Origin of the sequence: Spiroplasma endosymbiont of Polydrusus pterygomalis (assembly GCF_964030825.1) — a bacterium.
GTDB lineage: Bacteria > Bacillota_I > Bacilli_A > Mycoplasmatales > VBWQ01 > Spiroplasma_E.
On sequence record NZ_OZ034964.1, the window covers coordinates 781,883 to 807,926 of the forward strand.

The 26,044-nt window shown below is 24.1% G+C and carries 27 protein-coding genes; 20 read left to right on the forward strand and 7 right to left on the reverse strand.

Annotated elements, in window-relative coordinates; translation table 4 throughout:
- Nucleotides 1-77 precede the first annotated feature (77 nt).
- Together ACQH25_RS03915 and ACQH25_RS03920 are read right to left on the reverse strand one after the other, a co-directional pair.
- Nucleotides 78-941: a bifunctional 5,10-methylenetetrahydrofolate dehydrogenase/5,10-methenyltetrahydrofolate cyclohydrolase gene (locus tag ACQH25_RS03915; protein ID WP_425380782.1), complete on the reverse strand. Its 864-nt coding sequence runs from the start codon at nucleotides 939-941 to the stop codon at nucleotides 78-80.
- Nucleotides 942-964: 23 nt separating this feature from the next.
- Nucleotides 965-2,452, reverse strand: a complete 1,488-nt coding sequence (locus tag ACQH25_RS03920) for a TrkH family potassium uptake protein (RefSeq protein ID WP_425380783.1) — start codon at nucleotides 2,450-2,452, stop codon at nucleotides 965-967.
- A gap of 164 nt (nucleotides 2,453-2,616) precedes the next feature.
- Between ACQH25_RS03920 and ACQH25_RS03925 the strand changes: the two genes are divergently transcribed.
- The gene (locus tag ACQH25_RS03925; RefSeq protein ID WP_425380784.1) at nucleotides 2,617-3,456 is read left to right on the forward strand and encodes a potassium channel family protein; all 840 of its coding nucleotides are present in this window, start codon (nucleotides 2,617-2,619) and stop codon (nucleotides 3,454-3,456) included.
- Between the two features lie 244 nt (nucleotides 3,457-3,700).
- The gene (locus ACQH25_RS03930) at nucleotides 3,701-4,609 is read left to right on the forward strand and encodes a hypothetical protein (protein ID WP_425380785.1); all 909 of its coding nucleotides are present in this window, start codon (nucleotides 3,701-3,703) and stop codon (nucleotides 4,607-4,609) included.
- A 13-nt stretch (nucleotides 4,610-4,622) separates the two neighbouring features.
- On the opposite strand, the gene gatB is transcribed toward ACQH25_RS03930, so the two are convergent.
- The 4 genes from gatB to ligA are packed head-to-tail and all read right to left on the reverse strand — an operon-like array spanning nucleotide 4,623 to nucleotide 9,836.
- On the reverse strand, nucleotides 4,623-6,062 hold the full coding sequence (gene gatB / locus ACQH25_RS03935; RefSeq protein WP_425380786.1) for an Asp-tRNA(Asn)/Glu-tRNA(Gln) amidotransferase subunit GatB: 1,440 nt from the start codon (nucleotides 6,060-6,062) through the stop codon (nucleotides 4,623-4,625).
- Nucleotides 6,055-7,527, reverse strand: coding sequence for an amidase family protein (locus ACQH25_RS03940; RefSeq protein WP_425380787.1), 1,473 nt, complete (start codon nucleotides 7,525-7,527; stop codon nucleotides 6,055-6,057). Before ACQH25_RS03940 ends, gatB begins: the two co-directional genes overlap by 8 nt.
- A complete protein-coding gene (gene gatC / locus ACQH25_RS03945; protein ID WP_425380788.1) occupies nucleotides 7,517-7,831 on the reverse strand; it encodes an Asp-tRNA(Asn)/Glu-tRNA(Gln) amidotransferase subunit GatC in 315 nt (104 codons plus the stop codon). The genes ACQH25_RS03940 and gatC overlap by 11 nt, the downstream gene beginning before the upstream one ends.
- A complete protein-coding gene (gene ligA, locus ACQH25_RS03950) occupies nucleotides 7,824-9,836 on the reverse strand; it encodes an NAD-dependent DNA ligase LigA (protein WP_425380789.1) in 2,013 nt (670 codons plus the stop codon). Before ligA ends, gatC begins: the two co-directional genes overlap by 8 nt.
- A 358-nt stretch (nucleotides 9,837-10,194) precedes the next feature.
- Between ligA and ACQH25_RS03955 the strand changes: the two genes are divergently transcribed.
- Nucleotides 10,195-10,419, forward strand: coding sequence for a hypothetical protein (locus tag ACQH25_RS03955; protein WP_425380790.1), 225 nt, complete (start codon nucleotides 10,195-10,197; stop codon nucleotides 10,417-10,419).
- Between the two features lie 59 nt (nucleotides 10,420-10,478).
- Here the strand turns inward: ACQH25_RS03955 and ACQH25_RS03960 are convergent, their stop codons facing one another.
- On the reverse strand, nucleotides 10,479-11,174 hold the full coding sequence (locus ACQH25_RS03960; protein ID WP_425380791.1) for a superoxide dismutase: 696 nt from the start codon (nucleotides 11,172-11,174) through the stop codon (nucleotides 10,479-10,481).
- Nucleotides 11,175-11,343: 169 nt separating this feature from the next.
- Between ACQH25_RS03960 and ACQH25_RS03965 the strand changes: the two genes are divergently transcribed.
- The 17 genes from ACQH25_RS03965 (at nucleotide 11,344) to ACQH25_RS04045 (ending at nucleotide 26,043) form a co-directional block, all read left to right on the forward strand.
- Nucleotides 11,344-12,441, forward strand: coding sequence for a CPBP family intramembrane glutamic endopeptidase (locus tag ACQH25_RS03965; RefSeq protein WP_425380792.1), 1,098 nt, complete (start codon nucleotides 11,344-11,346; stop codon nucleotides 12,439-12,441).
- Between the two features lie 11 nt (nucleotides 12,442-12,452).
- A complete protein-coding gene (locus ACQH25_RS03970; protein ID WP_425380793.1) occupies nucleotides 12,453-13,382 on the forward strand; it encodes a pseudouridine synthase in 930 nt (309 codons plus the stop codon).
- Nucleotides 13,383-13,532: 150 nt separating this feature from the next.
- Nucleotides 13,533-15,446 (forward strand): hypothetical protein, encoded by a 1,914-nt coding sequence (locus tag ACQH25_RS03975; RefSeq protein WP_425380794.1) that lies wholly within the window; start codon nucleotides 13,533-13,535, stop codon nucleotides 15,444-15,446.
- Nucleotides 15,447-15,463: 17 nt separating this feature from the next.
- Nucleotides 15,464-16,201: an Abi family protein gene (locus ACQH25_RS03980; RefSeq protein ID WP_425380795.1), complete on the forward strand. Its 738-nt coding sequence runs from the start codon at nucleotides 15,464-15,466 to the stop codon at nucleotides 16,199-16,201.
- Between the two features lie 960 nt (nucleotides 16,202-17,161).
- Nucleotides 17,162-17,665 (forward strand): Pycsar system effector family protein, encoded by a 504-nt coding sequence (locus ACQH25_RS03985; protein WP_425380796.1) that lies wholly within the window; start codon nucleotides 17,162-17,164, stop codon nucleotides 17,663-17,665.
- Nucleotides 17,666-18,009: 344 nt separating this feature from the next.
- Entirely contained in the window at nucleotides 18,010-18,525 is a 516-nt protein-coding gene (locus ACQH25_RS03990; protein WP_425380797.1) for an anthrax toxin-like adenylyl cyclase domain-containing protein, read from the forward strand.
- Entirely contained in the window at nucleotides 18,482-19,171 is a 690-nt protein-coding gene (locus ACQH25_RS03995; RefSeq protein WP_425380798.1) for a hypothetical protein, read from the forward strand. The genes ACQH25_RS03990 and ACQH25_RS03995 overlap by 44 nt, the downstream gene beginning before the upstream one ends.
- Before the next feature lie 734 nt (nucleotides 19,172-19,905).
- Nucleotides 19,906-20,067: a hypothetical protein gene (locus ACQH25_RS04000; RefSeq protein WP_425380799.1), complete on the forward strand. Its 162-nt coding sequence runs from the start codon at nucleotides 19,906-19,908 to the stop codon at nucleotides 20,065-20,067.
- A gap of 193 nt (nucleotides 20,068-20,260) precedes the next feature.
- Nucleotides 20,261-20,698, forward strand: coding sequence for a hypothetical protein (locus tag ACQH25_RS04005; RefSeq protein WP_425380731.1), 438 nt, complete (start codon nucleotides 20,261-20,263; stop codon nucleotides 20,696-20,698).
- Nucleotides 20,688-20,981, forward strand: a complete 294-nt coding sequence (locus tag ACQH25_RS04010) for a hypothetical protein (RefSeq protein WP_425380730.1) — start codon at nucleotides 20,688-20,690, stop codon at nucleotides 20,979-20,981. Before ACQH25_RS04005 ends, ACQH25_RS04010 begins: the two co-directional genes overlap by 11 nt.
- A gap of 229 nt (nucleotides 20,982-21,210) precedes the next feature.
- Nucleotides 21,211-21,465 carry a hypothetical protein gene (locus ACQH25_RS04015; protein ID WP_425380729.1) on the forward strand — a complete coding sequence of 85 codons (255 nt, stop codon included), beginning with the start codon at nucleotides 21,211-21,213 and terminating at the stop codon, nucleotides 21,463-21,465.
- Nucleotides 21,465-21,701: a hypothetical protein gene (locus ACQH25_RS04020; protein ID WP_425380728.1), complete on the forward strand. Its 237-nt coding sequence runs from the start codon at nucleotides 21,465-21,467 to the stop codon at nucleotides 21,699-21,701. Before ACQH25_RS04015 ends, ACQH25_RS04020 begins: the two co-directional genes overlap by 1 nt.
- An 11-nt stretch (nucleotides 21,702-21,712) precedes the next feature.
- Nucleotides 21,713-22,528 carry a hypothetical protein gene (locus ACQH25_RS04025; RefSeq protein ID WP_425380800.1) on the forward strand — a complete coding sequence of 272 codons (816 nt, stop codon included), beginning with the start codon at nucleotides 21,713-21,715 and terminating at the stop codon, nucleotides 22,526-22,528.
- A 17-nt stretch (nucleotides 22,529-22,545) separates the two neighbouring features.
- The gene (locus ACQH25_RS04030; RefSeq protein ID WP_425380726.1) at nucleotides 22,546-22,740 is read left to right on the forward strand and encodes a hypothetical protein; all 195 of its coding nucleotides are present in this window, start codon (nucleotides 22,546-22,548) and stop codon (nucleotides 22,738-22,740) included.
- Between the two features lie 13 nt (nucleotides 22,741-22,753).
- Nucleotides 22,754-23,131: a hypothetical protein gene (locus ACQH25_RS04035; protein ID WP_425380725.1), complete on the forward strand. Its 378-nt coding sequence runs from the start codon at nucleotides 22,754-22,756 to the stop codon at nucleotides 23,129-23,131.
- Between the two features lie 18 nt (nucleotides 23,132-23,149).
- A complete protein-coding gene (locus ACQH25_RS04040; protein WP_425380801.1) occupies nucleotides 23,150-24,331 on the forward strand; it encodes a hypothetical protein in 1,182 nt (393 codons plus the stop codon).
- 14 nt (nucleotides 24,332-24,345) lie between these two features.
- Nucleotides 24,346-26,043, forward strand: coding sequence for a hypothetical protein (locus tag ACQH25_RS04045; protein WP_425380802.1), 1,698 nt, complete (start codon nucleotides 24,346-24,348; stop codon nucleotides 26,041-26,043).
- The last annotated feature ends 1 nt before the right edge of the window (nucleotide 26,044 follow it).

The window sequence follows — 26,044 nt, forward strand, 5'->3', positions numbered from 1 at the left end:
GCTGCTAATAATGATAACAAAAATGATAGTTATTAGAACGATCATGAATATCGTAAATCGAAACATATTTTTGTCACTTACTTTTTAATATTTTTTTTGATATTTAATTGATAGCAAGCCATTAAATTTTCTAATAGCATGGCAATTGTCATTGGTCCGACACCACCTGGCACTGGTGTAATTGCCGCTGCTGTGTTTTTCATTGTTGCAAAATCAATATCACCAACAACTTTTTTCTCCTTACCTTGATAATTAATTGCAACATCAATAATGATAACACCAGGTTTAACTTGTTTATTATTAATAATATTATAAACACCAGTAGCACTACAAATAATATCAGCTTCTTTAGTATAAAATGCTAAGTTTTTAGTTAGTTTATGAACAACACTAACAGTTGCTCCCATATTAGTTAATAGTAAACCTAAAGGTTTACCAACAATATTACTATCATTAATGATAGTAATATTTTGGCTAACGATTGGAATTTGATAATAATTTAATAATGCTAAAATACCTTTGACAGTACAAGGTAGCATTGCTTGCTTATCACCTTGTAATAATCGTCCAGCATTAATATTCGTTAGTCCATCAACATCTTTATTAATAACAATACTATTAATGACAGCTAGACTATTGAGATGTTTTGGCAGTGGTAATTGTACTAAAATACCATCAATGCTATTATCATTATTTAATTGTTCGATTTTGTTAATTACTTCTTTTTCTGTTATTGTTGCTGCTAATGAAAATACTTGGCCATCAATATCACATTCTTGACATGCTTTAATTTTATTACGGACATAAGTTTGTGATGCTAAATCTTCACCAACAATAATTACTGCTAGTTTTGGTTTACGATTGGTAATGATTGCTACTTGCGCTTTAATTTTAGCGTTAATCTTTTGGGCAATTGTTTTACCATCTAAAATTTTTATCATATCTATCTTCACCGCTTTTTGCTTTATCCAATTAATACATTTTCTTCAACTCTACTTATTGTTGGTTTTGATTTACGATCACTTCAAGCAAGAACAGTAGTTGATACTCCTAATTGTCCCACAAACATAATTAAAATTAAACTAAGTTGACTAAAAATACCTAATTTAGCATTGTCAAATAATGAAAGTCCTGTTGTTCCAAAAGCACTTGCAACATCAAAAATTACTTGCGCAAAGGTTATATCAGCATTATTAATAATAAAAACATTTTCAATAGTAATAATCATTACTGATATGAAAACTAAGATAAAACCAAGGGCACCAACAATAAATGACATCCGGACAGTTTGATTAGGAATTTTACGCTTAAAGACAAAAACATGATTGCGACCACGAGCAATATTAAAAATTGTTAACAAAATAATTGCTAAAGTTGTTGTTCTAATTCCCCCAGCAGTACTTGCTGGTGAAGAACCGATTCACATCATTAGTGATTGGATCATTTGCGAGGCAAGATGAAATTTATTTAAGTCAACTGTATAATATCCAGCATTTCTTGTTGACATCGTATTAAAAAAGACAGCCATAATGGCATCACCTGTTGATAAATTGTTAAAGATAGGTTTTTGTCGTGATGGAGTTATGACATCACGGGAAAAGTATTCGATAAACATGACACTAGCAACACCTAAAATGGCAACTAAAAAATATGTAATTAATGTTAGTTTACTAAACAAACTAAATCTAAATTTTTTACCATGGGTTTTATTTTTAATTCAATAGTATAAATCATAATAAACAGGAAACCCAATACCACCAATTACAAACTCAATAATAAAAATTCATTGTACAAAATAATCACTTTGAAAGGGTTTTAGCGAAGCTGTACCAACGATATCAAATCCAGCATTGTTAACAGCAGAAATTGAGTGAAAAATTCCTGCTCATAATGATAATAATAAATTATTATCATAGCTGGTATTATTGTGTAAACCATATTCTATTCCTGAAATGGGAACAAAGTAAAAATATAAGAATAAAACTATTGCTCCTAAGAATTCAGTAATTGTCATCACAATAATGCCAATTTTCAATACATCAATTGTCGTTCCAAGTTTATTAGAACCACGTTCACCTTGCATTAGTAATCTTTCTCTTAAACTAGTATGACGATTAAAAACAAATAAAGATAGTACTGCTAATTTAACAGTTATTAAACCAATACCACCAAATTTAATTAAAATTAAAATAATAAATTGACCAAAAAAAGTGAAATCATTAGCAGTACTTTTAACTGTTAAACCAGTATCAGAAAAAGCACTACTGGCAGTAAAAAGCGCAGGTAAAAAATTTCATTGTCCTTTGGTTGTGGCAATCGGCGTCATTAACAGTATTGTCCCTATTAATAAAGTAAAAAAATATAAATTAAACATTTGTCGTGGTCGAGTTTTACCAACAAAAATAATTTTAAAAATATTTTTTACGCTACGATAATTAACCTTAGATAGCATCAAAAACTCCTAAAATAATATTTTCTTTTAATATTATACTATACTATGATTATTTCTATTAAATATTAGTTTTAAATTTAAAATACTAATATTTTAGGAATTAGTTTATAATTTAGTATAATAGATACATATTTAATAAATATTATTTAAGGAAGTAGGATAAGATGTCTTCATCAGAAAATGATTTTTGTGTCATTGGTTTAGGTAAATTTGGAATTTCAGTTGTTAAAACATTAGAAGAATTAGGTAAAGTTACATTAGCAATTGATAGAAGAGAAGAACGTTGCCAATTAGTTTCATCAATTGCTTCTGAGACTTTAATTTTAGATGCAACTAATCGTGAGGCATTAGATGATGCTGGAATCCATAAAGTACAAAATATTATTATTGCCATTGGTTCTGATTTAGCAGCTTCAATTGTTACTGCCGTTCATATTTTGGCAATTCATCGTGAACACAATACCTTATCATCGCTTAATCTTATTGCAAAAGCTGTTGATAGTACTCACCAATTGATTTTAGAAGCAATTGGAATTACAAATATTATTTTATCTGAAACTGAAGCTGGTAAAAAAGCTGCATACCGTGCGATTTGAAAATTAGGAGTTGATTTAACTACTGTTGATGAAGATTACTCAATTGCTAATGTAATTGTTAAAAATACTAGATTTACTAATAAAAAATTAGAAACTTTAAAAATTCCTAGTAATTATAAAATTAACTTGGTGGCTATTAAACGTCATGGTAAAGTTATTATTCCTAACAGAAATGAAATATTAATGTTAAATGATGAATTATTGTTTATTAGTTCTAATGAAAATATTAATGCTGTTTATAATGATTTTTCAATTAGTGATAATAATTGAAAAATTGAATATCCAATTCTCAAAATAGTCAAGAAAAAACGTTTATTTTGAAATTTATTTAGAAAAAAGAAAAAAAATAAGAAAGGCAGTAAAAAAGAACACCAAAAGAAGAAAAGCACTAATATAGAAAAAAGTTAAATTTATAAGCATAGTTTTAATTTTTTAAAATATTAATATTTTATTATTGTCATAAGATTATACATATTTTAAATTAAATATAAGTTTGTAATTAATTATTTTAGTTTAATAAAGTAAATTGATTTTTGTTTTGAAAACAACATTTTATCAATAAAATCAAAAGTTTTAACAAACATTATCTAAACAAAATGTTTATTCTGTAACAATTAAATAGTAATAATTTAAATAAAAGGAGTTACCAGCAATGAATAATTATATTTATATTATTAATAATAAGTGAACACAGTATAAAATTAAGTGTTTAAATAAAAAAATGCCGACTTTAACAGCAGAATTTGAAGCACTAAAAATAATTGAAAATTGAACAAATACCTTAATTTTGGACTTAAATGATGAAATTAATAATTATTCATATTATTTGCAATTAACTGCATTAACAGATATTTTTTTCCCAAAAATAATCGAAGATTTTATTGCTTTAAAAATGAAAAAAGATACTTTTTATTCAATATTAAATAAAAAGTATCTGAAAAAAATAGAAATGTTAAAATTGTATATTAATAATAAAATTGAGAAAAAAAATTTTTCTAAAAAGCATTTAGAGAAAATTTTAACAAAAGTATTAAAATTTAGAAGTTATTTTAATAATAAATTGCTAGTAATAGAAAATAATTTATTAATTATAAATAGTAAAATAAAAGTTTTAAATAAAGAAATTTTTGCTAGACAGATAAAATTTTTACAAAAGCAACAACTGCAGTTACAACAAAAAAATAATTCAATCGAGCAACAAAAAATAAAATTAAAAAATAGCATTAAAAGCATTAACATTAAATTAGAACAACAATTAAATCTTGATTATAAAAATAATAAGCTTACTAATTTTAATTTTTTTTTAGAAATTCCAAGAAAAGCAAACTTAAAAATAATTGCTTTTGCAAAACAAATTGCTAATTTGGAGATTAAGCAATCTAAAATTTATCAGCAAATCCAAACATTACAACAAAAAAATAATGAATTAACTTTCAATCAAAAAAATATTAATAATCAAACAATAAATATTGAATACAAACAAGAATTATCAAATAAAACATTAGTTAATAATTTAACAATGTCATTAAGAACTTATATAGCAACACGTAACTTTAATTAAAAATTAATTAGCATTAACGATAATTGCCAATCAATTTTTTTAATATTTCGGTAGCAAGTTGTGGGTTTGCTTGTCCTTTTGTTACTTTCATCAATTGACCCATAAAGAATTTCGTTGCTTTTTCTGGATTATTTTGATAAACAGTAATCATATTTTCATTTGCCTTTAAAATTGTGATTAAAATTTGTTCTAAATCATTACTATCATTTACCAACATGATACCTAATGTTTTAATAAGTTCAGTCGGACTTTTTTCATTATTAACCATAATGGCATTTAATAATTGTTTACTTTGTTTATCATTAATTTTTTGGTGATAAACTAAATTAACTAATTGTGCTAAATTATTAGCAGTAAGTTGACTGTTGTTAATCGTAATATTATTAGCATTACAATAAGCTTGTACTGGTCCAACTAGGTAATTAAAAGTTGGTAATGGTAATTGATTAATACTAACTGTTTGTTCAAAAATAGTTAACATTTCTAATTTATCAATTAGTAAATTAATATCTTTTTGTGGTAAATTATATTGTTTTTCTAATCTTTCCCTTAATTGTTTAGGTAATTCAGGAAGATTTTTGGCAATCATTTTAATTCATTTATCATCTAGTTGAATGGGAAAAATGTTTGGTTCAGGAAAATATTTATAATCAATTTTATTTTCTTTATTACGCATGGTAACTGTTTTATTAGTTTTTTCATCAAATCTTCTAGTTTCAGCATTAACTTTTTGTTTGTTGTTTAAAATATTAGTTTGCCGAATAATTTCATCATTGATTGCTAAAATAATATTATGTGTAGAATTTAAATTTTTAATTTCAACTTTAGTACCTAAGGTATTACTATCATGTCGTTTTAGTGAGATATTAATATCACAACGTAATGAACCTTCATTCATTTTGGCATCACTAACTTGTAAATGAATTAATAATTGTCGTAAAGTATTAACATAGGTTACTACTTGTTCACTAGTACTAAAAATTGGTTTAGTAACTATTTCTAATAACGGAATTCCAGCACGGTTATAATCCAATAAAGTTTTTTTATTACTATGAATTTGTTTTGCTGTGTCTTCTTCAATATGCAAACGTTCAAAACTAACAATAAATGGTTGCTCATTAACTATGATTGGTAATTCACCATTCGTACCAATTGGATGAAAAAATTGAGTAATTTGATAACCTTTAGGTAAATCAGGATAAAAATAACTTTTACGATCAAAACGTAATAATGAATCAATATTCATTTTTAAAGCAGTACACGTTTGAATTGCCATAACAATGACAGCTTGATTAACAGTTGGTAAAGTTCCAGGATAACCACAATCAATAGCATTAACTTGACTATTTGGTTTTTGACCAAAAGTATTAGCAGCATTAGAAAAGCACTTAGTTTTAGTTTTCAATTCACAATGGATTTCAATGCCCATTACCACATTATATTTATTATTCATGTTCATCACCTAATAATTTATTAGTAAAATTAATTCTTTTACTTAAGAATCAAGCAATATTTAATACAACTTGATCATTGCAGGGAGCACCATTAATAGAAAAACCAATCGGTAAACCATTAAAGGTAGTTAGTGGAATAGTAATACTTGGTCCACCATTTAAGTTAGCAAGTAATAGTAAGTCTTCTAAATAATCATGTTCACTTTTAATGACTTTTTTTTGTTCTAGTACATCTTTGATTGTTGGTGCTGGATTAATAGTTGGCATTACAATAAAAGCATCATATTTTTTAAAAATAGCGTTTAATTTTTCTACAATTAGTTGTCGTACTTTTTTAGCTTTATTAAATAATTCTTCTTGATGACTTTCAGATAAGGCATAAGCACCAATAATATATCGGCGTTTTACCATATCACCAAAACCTGCTGTTCGTGAATTGGTCATTACTTCTTGATAAGTTTTACCATTTTTGCGAATCCCAAAATTAATACCAGTTAGATTGGCATGACAACTAGTTGCTTCAGCAAAAGAAATAATCATATAAACTGGTAATAGTGATTGTAATAATTGTTTATCAAAATCGATTTGATAAATTTTTGCTCCACCATCAGTTAAATGTTTTATTGCTTCATCAAAACTAGATTTAACGGTATCGTTTCATTGATAATCATTATAATTTAAAATAGCAATATTTTTAGCTTTTATGTTTTCATCTAAGTTTTTAGTATAGTCTTTTTCTTTACTTTCAACACTAGTAAAGTCTTGTTGATCAGGTAAAGCAATAGTGTCTAAAACAATAGCAATGTCTTCAACGTGATTAGTAAAAATACCAACAGTGTCTAAACTAGGGGCATAGGGAAAAACACCATTTCGTGAAATCAAACCATATGTTGGTTTAAATCCAACAATACCACAATAGGCTGCTGGTTTACGGATTGAATCACCAGTATCTGTTCCTAAAGCAAAGGGGACAATTCCTGCGGCAACTAAAGCAGCACTACCACTAGAACTACCACCAGTAATATGTTTTAAGTTTCAAGGATTTAGAACATGACCAGTAGCAGCCTGTAGACCATCACCACCCATTCCTAATTCATCAAGTGCCGTTTTAGCAATATTAATTGCTTGCTTATTTGTTAATAGTTTATTAACAGTGCTATCATAATTAGGAATAAAATTAGCAAGAATTTTAGATGAACCTGTTGTTAAAATATTAATAGTAGCAATATTGTCTTTTGTTACAAATGGAATGGCAGCTAGTAAATTATTATTAATTTCCTCTTCGGTAATTAATTTTGTTTGCTTGATGGCATATTGTTCTAATGAAGTAACAATAGCATTTAATTTTTTAAATTGTGTTAATCGTTTATATACCAATTTAGTTAGTTGATCGGGGGTTATTGCCTTTGTTTTTAATAATTCATTAAGTTGACGAATTGAAAGTTGATAATAATTAATTTTCATAATTAATCACCTGGTTAATACTAATATAGTTATTTTCAGTTTCTGGGGCAATACTTAAAATACTTTTACATGTTAAAGGTTGACCAATGTTATCACTTCTTAAAAAAGTATTATTAATAGATAATGGGTAGTTTAAGGGTTCAATACTATGAGTATTGATATTTGTTACAATTTCCATTTGTTTTGCGATTGCTTTAAATTCTAACAATAAATTTTCACATTGTTCTTCACTTAAATTAAACATTAGTTCTTCAGCAAATTCATGTAACATTTTTGTTGTCATTTTTTTTTCAACATTATCCATTTTTTGCTACCTCTTTCAATAAACTTTGTAATTGTTCTTCATTAATAATTTTAACATTAAGTTTGCGTGCTTGTAATAATTTATTTCCTGGGTTTTCACCAACGATTAAATAATTAGTTTTATTACTAATGATATTAGTAATTTTTGCGCCATAGTTACTTAATAATTCACTGATTTCATTACGGCTTTTAGTTAAAGTACCTGTTAAAACAAAAGTTTTGCCATTTAATGCTTGTGATTGATTTGTATGTAAATAGTTAAAATTAAGTTTAAGATTTTGGAGATTAGTAATTAATTGTTGGTTAGTATTATTAAGAAAATAATCAATAATACTAGTGGCGATTGTTGGCCCAATTTCATTAGTATTAGCTAAATCATCAAATGTTGCTTGCATTAAATTAGTTAAAGTTAAATATTTTTTAGCAAGAATAATTGCTGTTTTTTGACCAACGTGACGAATCCCTAAACCAAATAAAACTCGTTCTAAGGAATTTTGTTTTGATCGGATAATTGAATTAATAAGATTAGTAAAAGATTTTTCACCAAAACCAGGTAATGATAATATTTCTTTTCGTAAATTAACTAAATTGTAAATATCGCTAATAGTTTTAATTCATTTTAAATCTAAAAAACGTAATAATATTTTTTCATTTAGACCAGTAATATCCATGGCATTTCGTGAACAAAAATGCATTAATGATTTAAGAATTCGTGATGGACAGTCAATATTAATACAATATTGATCAACTTCTGGTGGCACTTGTTCTAATTTTGTTTTACAAATTGGGCAATGGCTAGCTTTTTTAAAGACAATATTATTAGTTTGGCGACTAGTAATAATTGGTGCGATTACTTCAGGAATAATATCACCTGCTTTTTTAACACTTACTAAATCATTAATCCGTAAATCACGATTAATAATATAATCACCATTATGAAGGGTAGCAAAAGTAATGGTAGTACCAGCAATTATTACTGGTTGTAATCGGGCATTATAAGTAATTTTTCCTGTTCTACCAACAGTTGGAAAAATGTCTAACAGTTTAGTAACACTAGTAATAGCTGGGAATTTATAAGCTATTGCTCATTTTGGTGCTTTGTTAGTTCGTCCTAACAGCTCATAACTAGTTAAATCGTTGATTTTAATGACAATACCATCAATTTCATATGGTAAGTTATTTCTTAATTTTTCATATTTTGCAATATAAGTTCATACTTCTTCAATATTTTTGCACAATTGTCACTGTTCATTGATTTTGAAACCATATTTTTGTAAAGTAAGTAATGCTTGGTCATGAGTTTTAATATTATCATTGGTAGCATTAATATAATAATAAAGAAAAGCATCTAGTTTTCGCGACTTGACAATATTAATATCAAGTTGGCGAATAGTACCAGCAGCAGCATTGCGTGGATTGGCAAAAAGTGGTAAGTTTTGTTGTTTTTGCTTTTCGTTAATATGGTTAAATTCATCTTTACTTAAATATATTTCTCCTCTTACTTCGAAGTTAGATGTCAAAGCTATTATTTTTGGTATTGTTTTAATTGTTAAAATATTATTGGTGATATCTTCACCAGCAATGCCATCACCTCTAGTAGCAGCTGTTTTTAATTTTCCTTTTTCATAAATTATAGAAATTGATAAACCATCAATTTTTAATTCACAAACATATTCAATATTATTTTCACCTAATGTTTTTTTAATTTGTTGATCAAATTTCAGTAAGTCTTGATAATTAAAGGCATTACCTAAGCTTAACATTGGTTGTTGATGAAAGATTTTTGCTAAAGTATTATTTGGCTTACTACCAATTGTTTTTGTTGGCGAATCATTGCTATTAAATTGTGGATATTGGGTTTCTAACTTTATTAATTGTTGATAAGCACTATCATAAATCTCATCACTAACAGTAGGAACATCTAAGACATGGTATTCATAATTTCATTGCTTAATTTGATTTCTTAGTTGCGTAATTTCAGTTTTAATATTATTTTTGTTGCTCATATTACTGCTCCCCTGATTACTTTGTTAATAACATATAATTAATTATAAATGAATTACCATCTTAATGGTAATATTGTTTTATAAAAAAAATAATAAAGTTACGTAATGTGGAAAACTTAATAAAATAAATAAGATAATAATATACATTTTTTTCAAAAAAAGATTATAATAAAATTATTATTAAAAAATAATGGCTAATTAAATATTTATTTTTTTAAATCCTATTAAGTTTGCTTAATTTAAAAGGTTTTTTATATATGAATAGACACATTTTTTAATATTAAGCCCTAATAAGTTTTAAATATACTATTTAAAATCAATATTTACTTTGATTTTATAGTGCAGTTAGGAGTAAATTATGAAAGATACATATGCATCTGTTCGTTTAGCACAAAAGCCAGAAAACGCTTTTGCTTGTCATCGTTGTGGTCGAGTTATTTTAGTTGCCGAGTTTTTAGAAGCAAAAAATATTCAGTTAAATTGTAATCGATGTGGCTTTAAAAAACATGTTGAAAAAATTAAAATAGAAAAAAAAGCAGAAATTAAAAAAACCAGAATTGCTGCTATTTCTTCCAAAAAATAACTTACTTTTGTTTAATATTGATAATGTTAATAAATAAAGAGAACTCAATTGAGTTCTCTTTATTTATTTTTTATTTTTTCAATTAAATATTCTTGATAATTGTTATCTACTTGTTCTCAATTGATAACTTTTAATAATGCTTGTAAATATTTCACTTGATCATTTTTATATTGCAAATAATGTGCATGTTCTCATACATCAATGGCAATTAATGGATACATGTTCAAGAACCATGGATTATCTTGATTAAATGTTTTGTATAGTCTTAATGTACCATTATTGTCAATTACTAATCACGCTCAACCACTTCCAAAAATATCCATGGCAGTTTTTGTCAAGGCAGTTTCAAATTTTTCATAAGATTCAAAACGATTAATAATTGCTTTACCAATAGCTGATTTATCATTAAAACCTTTATTTTTCCCTAATAGTGAAAAGAAAAGATTATGATTAATTACTCCCCCGCCAAATTGTCGAATGCTACTTTGTAATTTTTTTACATTACAAGTTTCCTTATCCTCACATATATCTTCTAATTTACAATAATTGCTTAATAAACGATTTAGTTCCCCTTTAGTTTCAAGATCATATTCAGAAAAAACTTTTTGATGTTTATCCATTACTAATTTCAATGAAGTTAAATATTTGTTATGCAGTTCTTCATAATGATGTTTCATTGTTTCAGCTGAAATATGAGGTTCTAAAGCATCATAAGCATATGGTAAATCGATAATATTAATCTTGTATTTAGGCATTCTTTTCTATCCTCCTTTTCTGTTTTAAACTCTTTATATATAAATATTGCATTACATTATACTATTTCAGTATAAAATTACAAATTTTTTGTATTACAAGATAGTTCACTATGTGTTATACTTGAAATTAATAATAAATACTAAATTTTAGTAATAAGGAATGATCATCTTGCCACAATATTTAAATATGTTTAATAAAAAATCTAATCAAATTAATGTTTCTCACAACAATGATATCATACGTAGAATTAATGTAAACCAAACTGATAACATTAATAGTAATAATTTAGAAAAAAGTCCAAAAAAGCAACGATTGATTGATAAAATTACTGCAAAACCTCTTAGTTGAGATGACAATAATAATTTTAATTTTAAAACAGCAAGTTGAACTTTAACAATAATTTATCTTGTTTCTTTTATTATAATTCCAATTTTTTATAGTATTATAAAAACTTATGCTATTAAAGATACTAGTGAAGGCTCATTTCTTAGTATTTTTATTTTTAGTTTATTACCAATTTTTGCTTTAGTTGTTTCACTTGGTCTTGATTATGAAACTATGGTCAAGAAAGGTGGTTGGGCTGCTTATAGCCATAGTATTTTTGGTTTTTTCAGTGTGATATTTGTTTATTTATTTTTTGTTGCCACAAAAGTTATTAGTGGTAAAAATAATGATGTTACTTCGCTTGCTACTGCGTTTTTAGTTCAACAATTATTTCAACTAGTAGGTTCGATTTTAGTATTAATGTTTTGTCGATCATTACGTGAAAGAATTATTACGACATTAAAAGAAGCAAAATTAGATTTATTAACTTGGATTACTATTTTTGCTATCCTTGGTAGCATTTTAAATATTGCTTTTAATCTAATTCCAAAGTTTAGTGAAGTTAATATGTTAGCAGGTAATAATAATACTTCAAAAAATCAAGATGTTTTAAATTTACTAATGAATAGTCCTTATGGTATTTTTGTATTAATAGTGGGAACTATTTTTATTGCCCCAATTAATGAAGAAATATCATACCGTCATGGTACCTTTACTATTGTTCGTTATCGTTGATTGGGTTATCTTGCTTCAATGATTTATTTTCCAGCAATGCACATTGTCGATAATGGTGATTGAAATAATATTATTGGTTATCTAGGTTTTAGTATTATATTACCGCTATTATTTGTTATGACACGTGGTAATACGACATATACTATTGGTTTGCATGCTTTTTCTAATGTAATTGCAACTATTTCTGGTTTCATTAATAAAAATTAAAAGGAGAGATAATGACTACCTTAATTGTTACTACTAATGATGCCGATCAAACTTTAATTAATTATTTAAAAAAGGTATTTAAAACATTACCACTTTCAAAAATTTATCACTTATTTAGAACTAAGAAAATTAGAGTTAATAATAAAACTATTACTGATTTTAAATATCGTTTGCAAGAAAATGATTTAATAGTTATTTATGAAAGTAATTTAGTTATTAACTATCAACCAGAAAAAATTGCTAAACAACCAGCAATTGAGTTATTATATGAAGATGATAATTTTTTAATTGTTAATAAGGATCATAATATTGTTGTTCATCAACCATATGGTCCTTGTTTAGATAACATGGTAAAATATTATTTGCAAGAAAAATATCCAAAACAGAAACGTGAACAAACATTTAATATTAGTCACCAATATCGCTTAGATAAGTTAACTAAAGGTTTAATAATTTATCCAAAAAATAAAATTACCCAAAATACGTTTCACAATGCTGCTAAAAAAGGTCAAATTATTAAAAAGTATTTTGCTGTTTGTGCAGGACAGTTAACTAAAAATTTAAATATTTCTGGTTATATTAGTCATGATGAAGCAGCAAAGAAGATGAAATTTTCGCTTGAACCTCATGAACAAAGCAAGCGTTGTAGCACTATTTTTACGCCAATATTTTCTACAAAAAAATTTACTTTAGTTGAATGTCAATTAATTACTGGTCGTAAACATCAAATTCGTAGTACCCTACAATTTTTAAATTTACCAGTTGTTGGTGATACTAAATATGGTTCAATGATAATTACTCCAAATAAAATTTCATTATTTGCTTATTATTTAGCATTTCGTGAGTTACAAGAACCACTTACTTATTTAAATGATCAAAATTTTATGATAAAAAATTTAAAAACTAATTTAATTAAACAGATTAAAAAAGAAAAATGATAAAATTATTTTATATTAATTTATGGGTTATGTGATAAACTCTTTTGTCATTATTATATTAATAGTAATTAAAAATGATAAACTTTTAATTTTAGGTTGTTGGCATGTTTAAGTAAAAAAATAAAACTATTTTATTATAGATTGGGTGAAGTAATGACAACTAAAAAAGGTATTTTTAATACAATTGTTGGTGTTATTATGACAATTGTTATCTCTATTTTACAATTGACTTTTCTTTATGTTACTGGTTTAGCATACGGTGAAAAGATTAATGGTTTAATTCGAGTTATTATTTCTTTTCTAACTTATCTTAGTCTGACTGAAGGAGGACTTGGTTTAATTACCATTTTTTCTTTATATCGTCCTTTACAAAATGATGACTATGAAACTGTTAATGATATTATTAATACCACAAGAAAAAATTATCATCATTCGGGAAAAATATATTTAATTATTCTGGTTAGTGCTGGTTTTCTTTTAGGATTAGCAAGTGAACATTTACCAGGAATTGGTTTAGATATGGCAATTCCGTTTTGACAAGTAGCATTAATTATTATTTCTTTAGGATCACGTGAATTAATCTTTTTTTATTGTAGTGGTGCTTATCAAAATTTAATTCAAGCTGATCAAAAAGGTTATTTGAATCGGTTAATTTTTATTTTTTCAGAAATTATTATGTATATTTTATTAATGACATTATTAGTTATTAGAAAATCTGATGGTAAACCAATTGATATGTATATTCCTTTTTTTGCTTATTCTGTTTGTGGTATTTTAAAATCATTTGTTACTTTTCTTGTTATTAAAATTGAATATCCATGATTGCAACATAAAAAATGAACACAACAAAAAAGAATGCTAAAACAATCAAGATGAGTAGCTTTAAATCGTTTACCTGATATGATTATTTCTAATATTGATATTATTTTAATTACTTTATTTTTATCATTAACAACAACATCTATTTATACAATTTATATTATTATTGCTACAACAATGCGCTCGATTGCTTTAATTTTAATTAGTTCTTTCCGGGAAGTTTTTGGATACTGAATTGCCAAAAGTGGACGAATTAGATGAACTGTCTATACTAAATTTGAATTATATGCTTATATGATTTCTGGCTTTTTATTTATTAATCAATTTATTATTACGCAATATTTAGTGTCTGCTTTAAGTATTACTAATATTAATAATGCTGCTGGTTTTGACTCTTCAAAAAATCTTTATATTAATTTATTTTTAACACAGCCATGATTTATTTTACTTTTTTCTTTAAAAAATACAATTCAAGTGGCAACTGAGCCAGGAAAAGTAATTGTTAATGCTACTGTCAAACATAAAGAAACAATTTGAGGATCATATATCCAGTCAATGATTAATGTGGTTTTAGGTGTTATTTTAGGCTGAGTATTATCAAATTTAGGTTGAAAATACCAAAGTTATCAATATTTATCATTAAGTTTATATATGATTCTGTTATCTAGTTGTCTTGGTTGAATTTATCGTTTAATTTCAATCTGAGTTTATGTTTGAAAACATTTAACATATAATAGTGATTTACGCTTTATTATTCAAAATACTTTAGTATTAATTATTCCAATTTTAGCAGTGACATTATTTGGTTGTCTTTATTTCTTTAATCAATATCCACCAGCATATAATTTTGTCAACTATACTTTTGTGTTACAAGTTATTGGTTATTCTTTATTGTATTCATCACTATTAATTTTTGGTTTAGCAATGACTATTAATTTTCGTCAATTTTGATCAATATTCAACTTTAAAAAAGTGTTTAGTAATTTATTTTCACATAAATGTAAACAAAAAGCATTTATGAGTCAAGAAATTCAAGAATTTTTTAAAGATAGTAATAAACCAAAAAATACTTTTACTAATAAAACATTTGACTGAACTGCTACTTATCAAAGTACTAATATGAATGTTGATAATTTTATTGAACAAGAGTTATTACGAAGAAAAAAAGAAGAGGCAAACATTAAAGAAGAAGGCAAAGATTCTGAAAATGATCCAATTCGTGTTGGTATTTATAAAATTAGAGGATAGTTTAAGGAGTGAGTAACATGTTATTAAATGAAGAATGGTTTGCAGAACATATTGTGGAAGATAAATATTTAGAATTATTAAAGCGTAATTATCCACAACATGATCTTAAAAATTTATTATTATTAAATATTGATTTACGCTTGTTATATTTAAAACATATTTTAATGATTGAAAATTCTTTAAAAACTGCTTTATTACATCAACTTTTTAATGATAATGTTCAAAATCTGGATAATACCACTTTTCTTAATCCTGAACACTTAGCACAAATGAAAACAGCGTTGCGCTTAATTCGTGCTGGTTACAATAAATATAATCGAAGTGGAGTTTTAAAATCACGAACAATACGTAGTTTAATTGAGGTTATGTCATTCGAATGAACAATGAATTTATTACAAACCTTAAATGATAAAAGTATTGCAAAAATTGCTCATTATTTTGGTATAAAAGAATTTAATGATAGTAAAATTTTATTAGAGCAGTTAGAATATATTAAAGATGTTCGTAATTATTTATCACATAATTTTAAAGTATTAGCAATTCAATTTAAGTATAAGGAACGATTTGTTTATTATGAACAAACTTTAAATGCTAATAATGATCATCATTATTTACATTTATTAATTACTCGTTTTTCTAGTAAAAATCAATTATTATCACCATTTAATATTGAGTATCAAAAATTATTTAATAGTTATGATGTTAAAATTCATGATTGTATTAAGCAAGAAGCTAATAGTATAATTCATACCTAGTATATTTTATTGATAAATTAATTCATAGTGTAATAAACCGCTGTCATTTTTAGGTGATAATCGTTTATTTATTTAGAAATTAATTTTGAGTATACTAAGCAAGTAGGCAAAATAGTAATTTAAACAACAATGAAAAAATATAATTTAATAATCTACAATTAGAATAACGTAAACTCTTATTAAAAAAATGATTAAAAAATGAAAGCTTTTTTGAATTTGTTAAAAATGGTAATCTTTTATTTAAGATCATTTTAAAAAAATATTTTAATTTAAAAAGGGATTAAATTGTTACTAATTTTAACTAAAAGAATATAAAAATAATATTAAATTAATTAAAAATAAAAGTATATAAGTAATTAATGTTGATAGTTAGCTTTAAAAAAGCTATACTATATATGGAGTTAAATAATCAATAGGCTTAGTGTTAAATATATTTAAATTTATTAATTAATTAATAATGGTTTTAAGTTGTTAACAAAAATTAGTAGAAAAATATTTAAGAAAATTATTAATATTTTTTAAATAATGCTAAGTGAAAAAAAGTAAGAAATAAGTTATTTAAAAACATAATAAAAAAGACGACTAATTATTGAAAAAATGCACAAGTTATTTTTACTAATTTTAATTTTGGAAAAAATATAATTTTTGTTTATTTAAAGATTTATTTTTTAGATAGTTTTTATTAATAAATTGATAATTGATATCATCAAATTTTGCAAAAAATATGATTATATTTTTTTTAGCATAAAAACTAATAAAAAAAATTCTTTACTAAATAAAAAACAAAATAATAGATTAATTTTAAAGATAAAAATTGTTATTGAAAACATTTTTTATATTTAAAAAATTAAAAATTGCCATTAAAAAATAAAATTAAAAATAAAAAAGATTTGTTTTAATATTTAATTTTAATTAATTTTTTACCAATTTTAATATCTAAACAAAGGAATAACTTAACTAATGAATGATAATGAATTTAATTTGCTAAGTGAAATTAAAAAACAAATAGAGAGACTTGATGGCAAAGCTAGTATCCTATCAGCTATTGCTGGTGTTCTTTTAGGAATGTCTTTTGGCTGAATGCCGATATTTAAAGATACTTTAGATTTATCAATGAAAGTTACTAAATATTTTATATATGTTTTTATAACATTGTATATATTATTTTTATGTGTATCAATCCTGATTTTTATTTGTTCAATTTTTCCCAGAAGTAAACCGAAGAAAATTGATAAAATAAAAACAAAGAATTCTGTTTTATATTATAAAGATTTACAAAAAATGGAAGTAAATAATATTAAAGAAGAAATGTTACAAAATCAAGAAAATTATTTATCTGAACAAATTAAAATTAATTCTAGGATTGCTACTAAAAAACATAAAATGTTAGTTTCTGGTATTGTCTTTTTAATTTTTTCGGTACTATCAATAGTTATTTCGATTGTACTTTATATGTTTATTTAATTTTATAAAGAATTAGTAATATCCTATTTAAAATAAATTTTAAATAGGATATTTTATTTTGGAAATGATTAGTATTAATAAATTATTTATATGGTAATTATTTTTAAAATTCCTTTTTTAAGTTACTGTTTTAATCCCACATATTATAGTAATTTGATAGAATAGTTACATCCATAATTATTAGATTTTAGAATAAAAGGGTGGAAAAAATAAGAATTAACAAAAGTATTTGAAATAAAAAAAGTAAAAAAATCAAGATTTAAATCATTATCAATTATTAATTTTCAAAAGAATAGTTCCAATATATAAAAAATAGATAAAGAAGAGAGGAAAGTGATATAAATATGAAAATTTATTTTAATAATGAAGTTGAAAATAATCAAAATAATGGAATTTTTGAAGGACATTTTGCCGGCTTTGTTAAGACTGCACAACAAGCAAATGTAGTTATTATTATTAGGGAAGTTAATCCAATGACCAAATTTTTATTACCACAAAAATTTCCAACAAAACCTTCAAATATTAAAAACAAAAGTTCTGATTGGGGTATCCAAGCTGGTTTTGTAATTTCCTTAGCAGAATTAACATTTTTAAGTAAAAAAGGATTAGCAGAAAATGAAACCGAAATTGAAAAAATAAACCTTATTTGCAAAAAATTTTCAATAAAATTAGATAAAAATAATCAAAATAATAATAAATTAAATTCAAGTTTTCTAAAAATGAAAGAAGACGAAACTGTTTTAAAAATCAATAAAAAACATTGAAATTTTCTAAATAATAAAAAAAAAAATTTGGAATTATTGAATCTCATTTTTTTTGGAAGAAAATATTTTTGTTCATTGCTCGCAACCAAAGAATAAAAAAAATGATATCATTCTATATTTAGAAAAAGAAAATGATAATTATTATAAAGTTTATTATATTTTTGCTTTAAATAATGAAGGTAAGGCTAAAAGTTTAAAAAATAAAACTTTAAAAGAAATAATAACAACTGAAAAAAATAATTTAATATATTTTCCAATTCCTATTTTTTGTAAAAAGGTTGGTCAAGAAAAAAGACCCCTTATTCCTGATTATGATCTTTTTGCGATTTGTTGAACAATAGATTATTCAATAAAATATCATCAACCTCGAATACCTACCAATTCATTTGCAAGAATGAAACGGCGTAATGGGATACTTTTTGATCAACAAATTGATTTTAAAAAAATTTTTAAAAAACCACATAGTGTGGCCGAAGGTTTGGAATTTAATCAAGATCCAGAAGCAGGAAATGCTTTATTTGAAACTAAAATCTTTCTTGATCAATTAAATAAAAATTTGGGTTATGAAAACGGAATAAATGATGAATTACGGCCAATTCATCATAGTTTTGAACTTGTTAATCCTTATTGTAAAAGTTTTAATGAAAATTTTTATACAATTTTTTTACCTAATTCAGAATTAATAGCCGATTTTGGTTTTCCTAAAAAAATAAGGGAGCTTAGCGAAGATGTCTATAACTAATATTTTTGTGTAAATATCTCCTTTCCTTTTTAAATCCTTAAATTAAAATAAATGACAAAAGACGAGAATAAAAATCTTGTCTTTTTTTGTAATTGTAAAATTTTAAAATTTTTATTATTAACACGCTTTAAATATCTACTACATGCAGTGACCAAGTAGGAGAAAGTTAATAATTAATAACCTTCTTTAACACTATTATCAACACGTGTTAGGGAACTAAAACAGTGAACTACACCACAGTTGTTAAAAATAGTAGCTAAAACATGTGGACTTGCATGGATAAATAAAAAGTGGAGTGATACCTAATAAATTATACTAACCATTAAATGGTAATTCTTGGGGTGGGAGCGAATTAGTAATTAGTATATATAGACCTGTTGTAGGGACCTATTATATTAATTCTATTTTTTATTTAACCAACCTTGCCACTCCCCTAGTGAGCGAGTGTTGGTTTTATTTTTTATTTTTTTTAAAATTTTTTGGGCGAGAAAATAAATTTAAAACTTGTAAAAAAAATTAAGCGGTGCCGGTTCAATTAAAATATTAATTTGTTAAACGCAAATTAAATAAATATTGAATCGAATGCCTTAATGTTTTTTAAAATTTTACAATTTATTTTTGAGCCCATTTTTCTAAGAAAAATAATATTAATAGTATTAATAAATAAAAAAAACAAAAATATATGCCATTTATGCTAAAAGCAAACAGGGCATATTTAAAGGATAAAATTAATTATGAAAACAAAAAATATTAAAACTCATGAAATAAAGAAAGAAAAATTTATTGATAAAATTTATAATAATAAATTTGCTTTAACTACTATTGTTATAATATCTACAATAGTTTTAATGATAACTGTTGCTTTTTTAATTACTGCATTTACTGTATGAAAATAATATTACTAAGAATATTTTAATTCATAATGAAAAAATATTTTTGTTGAACATGTAAACAATATAAATTAGATTATCTATTTTTTAATACTAATGATATTAAAACAAGAAAATATTTTTTAAGAGATAAAAACGGTAAAGCAATTTGTTATGACTGTATTTTAAATATTAGATTAAGTAGGGGATATAAAAAATAATGCAATATGAATTAATTATTGGTATTGACCCAGCAGGAATAGGTAGTAATGGAATTATTATATATTCAAATGAAACTAATAATATTATTTTTAATGAAACATTTAAAGCAGAAACTGTTTTAGAAAGTAAAAATTTGTTTAAAGAATACTTTTTAACGATTAAACAAGAGTTTAATAATAAAAAAATATTAGTTATTGTAGAAAATTTCTTTTTAAGTGCAAAACAATTATTAACTAATCCATTAGCAACTCCTAAAATTATTGGTGCATTAATGGTGTTAGTACAAGATGTTATGAATTGAGATTATTTAGAAAACCATCCAAAAAATAAAAACAAAATAGAAAATTATAAAGGAAATATAAAATTAACAAAACATGAAGAAGATGCATATAAACATATTCAATATTGTTTAAGGAATTTTAAAAATGAAAGATAAATCAAATTATGTGAAATTAACAGTAAAACTGAGTAACACTATTGAAGCAAAACATTATGAAAAAGGTAATAAAGAATTATATTATAGTGTTCGTGGACAATGAAATGGATTAAACTATGTTACTTTAATTTTTAATAACCCAAAATTTTATAAACGATGTATTTTATTAAACAAAAATGATGAAATTATAGTAAGTGGTCAAATCTTTAATACTTTAAATATTCCTAAAAATCGTGCATTTTGTTCAATTAATGTTAAATGATTTAAAAAATGAAAAGAGTAAAAATGAAGAAATGTAAATATTGTAATAAAAGAATTTGATTAAGTAAAAATTGATGTTTGAAATGTTTAGAAAAAATAGTTAATAATTTAACTAAAAATAAGGAGAATAATAATGAATAAAGAAAAATTAATTAACTATATTAAAAAATCACAAAAAGAATATGAGAATACATAAATAGACTTATTATTAGATATTTTAGTTCAAAAAATAAGAAGTGGTGAGTTTGATAATGAATAAAGACCAAAAAATTATTAATGAATATAATAAAAAACGTAATAAAGAGATAACAGAAGAACATTTGAATAATATAAAAAAAATAAGAGAAGAGTTTAAACAAAAAGTAATCAATAAATATAATGAAAAATTAATTATTTGGTTAAATAAACAAATTAGTATTTGTTTATGTGATTCATTAAAAGAAGCAGGTAAACTTACTGCTTATTATAAAGTAATTGAGTTTATAGAAAATGGAGAATTTCATTAATGATTATATTACCTACTTTATTTGGTGATAAAGATGAAATTGAAATATTATCACCATTTCCCAAAGCAATTCATACAAGTAATGATATTAGAGCAATTATTTTAAGACAATATCCTAATGTTAAATCAAAACACATCATTGTTTCTGACCCTGAAAGTGATGTTGCATTAATAGTTGGTGATAATGATGTTTATCAAGGTTGAATTAAAGTAACAATTAAAAAATTAGAAAATTAAAGGAGATTAAAATGCCAAATATAGAAAATCATTCAAATTATACTTTAACTAAATTAATAAGAACGTGAATTAGTCCTATTTGTGCAATGATTGGTACAAGTGCATATTATGGGCAAGTAATAGCAAATCCAATATTAGGAAGTATTAATTCTTTATTATTTGGTAAAAAATTAGGTTTAGATATCTGAAACTTGAACCAAAAACCAACTACTAAAACTAAATTAATTAATAGTAGTAAAAAAATATTATTAGGATTAGGAACAATGGGTTTAGCAAATTATAGTAAATGAACTGAAAATAATATTAATCCTATTATTCCAACAACACCAATTCCAACTACTACGGAAGGACCGCCATGATTATTATTAGATAAACAAGAAAATCAGTCATTAATTGATTGAGATACTTATATTTCATTAAATGCTTATGGTATCGCCAATGTTATTAATGGTTTAACTGAGTTAATACCTAATAAATTTGCAATGATACAAAAAATAGCAAATATGGCAACTGGTGGTTGTTTAATTAGTAGTGGTGTTGCGATGGGGATTAATAATGATTTTAATAATGCTTATGCAATACCTACTATTATTGCAGGAATAAGTGAAATTATTCATAATTTATTACCTATGGAAACAAATCATAGTATAGAAATGCAAGAAACTTCCTTTACAAATGAAACAACAAGATTAATTAATGATGATAGATTTACTATTAATAGTGAAACAAGTAGTCAATATGGCAGTCATAATTCTAATGTTTCATTAGATTGAGATGATACAGCTAATAATGCTTTACAACGTAGTAATAGTAATCTTACTTTATAAAAAAATGAAAGGAAAATATGGAAATGCAAGAATTTTTAAAAGCACTTGAAACAATTGGAATAAGTACAGGTATATTAATTTGTCGAGAAATTATTGTTTTATTAAAAAGATTTATTACAACTCCAAAACATGTTAGAGCAAATAATAAAATTATAAAACATCAAAAAAAATTAGCAAAACTTAATGAAAAAATTAATAAAGAAATTAAATAATGGGGTACTGTAAATGTTAGAAAATGAAAATAATGTTCAACAAGCAACTGAACCTTTAATTAAAAATAATGATTCTTCACAAGAAATAGAAAATAAAGTTAATGAAGCAGAAAATAAGTTAAATAAATTAAATAACGAAATTAAGGAAAAAGAAATAATTAATATATTTAAAAAATATCAAGTTAAAAGTGAATTTTATGATTATTTAAAATTTAAAACTAATAATATAGAAAATTCAAAAATAGAAGAAGCTATTAAAAAAATGATTAAAGAACAACCAGTATTTAAAGAAATAATAAATACAGGTGGTAAACAACAAACAATAATAACAAATCAACCAAGTTCAATAAAAAGTACTTTATTGGATTATAAAAAGAAAAATAATTTATAACAGAAAGGAAATGAAAAAATGTCAGTACCATTCAATCAAAATTTAGATAATACCGAAAAATTAGTAGAAGCACCAGAGTTTATAGAATTTTATAAACAATCAAATTCACCATGAGCAAGTTTTTTTCCTATTGAAATGGTTAATTCTACAAAAATTGAATTTATAGTTAAAAAACCAAAAAATTCAGAAATTAAAGTATTAAAATGAAATGATAAAAGTAAAGGATTAGATGTTAGTTATGCTGAAACTATTAAAATTTTAAAAGAAATTAAACAAGAAGCAGTTGCAGGTGAAATAATTGCTAATGTTGATTTAAACGCTGAAAATGGACAAAATTTATTAAATACAATGCAATATGAAGTAGCAAATGATTTAGCAGATTATTTAGCAAATAATGATACAACTGTAATTGCAAAATATGCAACTAGATTAGATATTACTGATACAATACCAGTAGGCTATTTAAAATCAATGTTATCTGCTTGAAATACTTTATTTCAATTAAGAAATAGTAATAATTGTCAATTTTTTATTACTAATAATTTATATGATAGTTTAGTTTATTTAGCTGATAATAAAGGTTTAATTACTGATAATCAAATAGCACAACAATTAAGATTAAATGGAACAAATTTATATATCAAAGGTGTATTATGTCAAATTGTAATGGATGACTATATGACTTTTACTGATAATAATGAAACTAAAATTATGTCTTTTGTCTTAGCAACACCAAGAGCAATGAAAAGATATATGTTACAAAATACAGTTGTATATGTACAAGACATAAATGATGGTAAAGTTGGAAGAAGATATTTAGTTGGTGGAGAATTAACTGGTGAAGCAATACCTTATATAACAGATGAAGAAAAAACTTCACGTTGAATGTTATGTGGAATTATTAATACTGATAAAATTGATTTAAAAACTAAAATTACAAGTTTAACAACAAATATTACTGCAAATGTTAATAAAAATAATAATGAATTAGATACAGAAATAAAAAGTACTAATGAACTTAAATCATTAAATCCAAATTTAATAAATCCAAATATTAAATATTTTAGTGATGTCCAAGGAAAAACTAATGTAAGTAATCAAAAACAAAAAGTAGGTGACTTGTATATAACTATTACTGCCAATGTTAATGATATAAATTATAAAGGGTCAACAAATCCAATTAAAATAACTCTTAAATAAAGGAAATTAATATCATGCCAATTGGTACAACTAGTACAGCAATACTTTTAAATATCAATAAACCAAAACATACTAGAATAAGTAAACAACAAGAAAATAAAAGTTTTTGATGAGAAATTTTAGAAATGATTGGTGTACAAGTAATAGCAGTAGCACTTGCTCCTTTTACTGGTGGATTAAGTGAAAGTATAGCACTTGGATTAGGTGCAAGTGATTTACTTGCTAGTATTAGTGCTGTTGGTGTAGAGTTTTTAACTGATTTTACTATTAATCAAGTTTATGATTATTTAAAAGGAAATGTAACACCATTAAATACTTTTTTTAATATCTTACCTGCATTTGCTGGACTTAATAAAATTAGTCGTGGTTATCGTACAACTAAATTTATTAAATTAGCACAAAAAACTAAAACATTAGAACAAATTGGTATTAAAGAAGCAAAAAACTTACAAGAAATTATTAGTCAAGTAAGTGGTAAAGAAATTTTAACAGATAAAATTATTGGTAATAAACGTTATTTATTTAATTATAGTTTTGCTCCTAATCGTGAGACAATAATCCAAAATTTAGGTTATGTTGCTGAAAGACAATATAAAAATAATTTTCAAAAATTAGAAGTACAAGAGTTAAAAGATTATTTATTATTACAAAATACATTAATAAAATTAAGTCCACAATTAACTCCAAAGTTTAAAATTAAAGATATTGAAAAAGCAAATAATTTTTTTAAAAAATATAATACTGATTTAAAAGAAGTATTAAAAATGAATCAACATGATTGATTAAATTTAGTTCATACAATACATACAGATAATAGATATGGTAAATCTTTAATTTTAGATTTACAAAAAATTCGTGCTAATGCTATTAAATTTAATTTTAAAAAGAGTTCAATTCATAAGGTTGTTTTAAAAGCAAATAAAATTTTTAAGTATTTTGATATTAGATTTTATTTAAAAAAAGGTTTAAATAAATTTTGAAAAGATACTCCATATTTTGAAAAATTACGAGAAAGTATATATAAATTACAAGAAAAATTTGAAAAGTTAGAAAAACAAGTATTTGAAAAAATTAATAAATTAAAAGAAAAAGCAACAGATTTATTTACTAGTGCAGAAAAGAAAGCAATTAAACATGCACAATTAATCCCATTAAATTCACCTGTATTTATGGGTTGCAAAATTCAACCTTTATCATTAAGTAAATGTGCAATTACTATTTATCATCGTAATCCTAAATATAAACCAATTATAGTTATTGATAGTATTCTTAAAGCAGAAACTTTTATCACTCAAATACATCCATTCCATTGATATCGCTGATATAGTGGTTGATACATTGGTTATGGAGTTAGTCGTAATAAATGATTAAAAGCAATTGCATTTGCTCCACCAGTTGTTCAACAAGTAATTAGAGATAGTTTTAAAGTTTATAGAGAAATATTTAGAATAGTAAGAACTTACCATAAAGTAGTTAATGTTATTAATAATCCTATTGAAAATATTAATAAATCATTTAAAAGTGTTGGTTTAAAATTTTCAGTTAATACATTATTTGGTACAGGATTATTACATCATTTAGAAAAATTTGTATATAGTCAAGTTGTAGCAAAAGGTAAAAAGAAATTACAAAAAGAAGTTATTCATATAGTGCATAGGAAAACTAAAACAAAAACTAAGCATTATAAAAAAGCATTTTTTAAGGAATGATAAA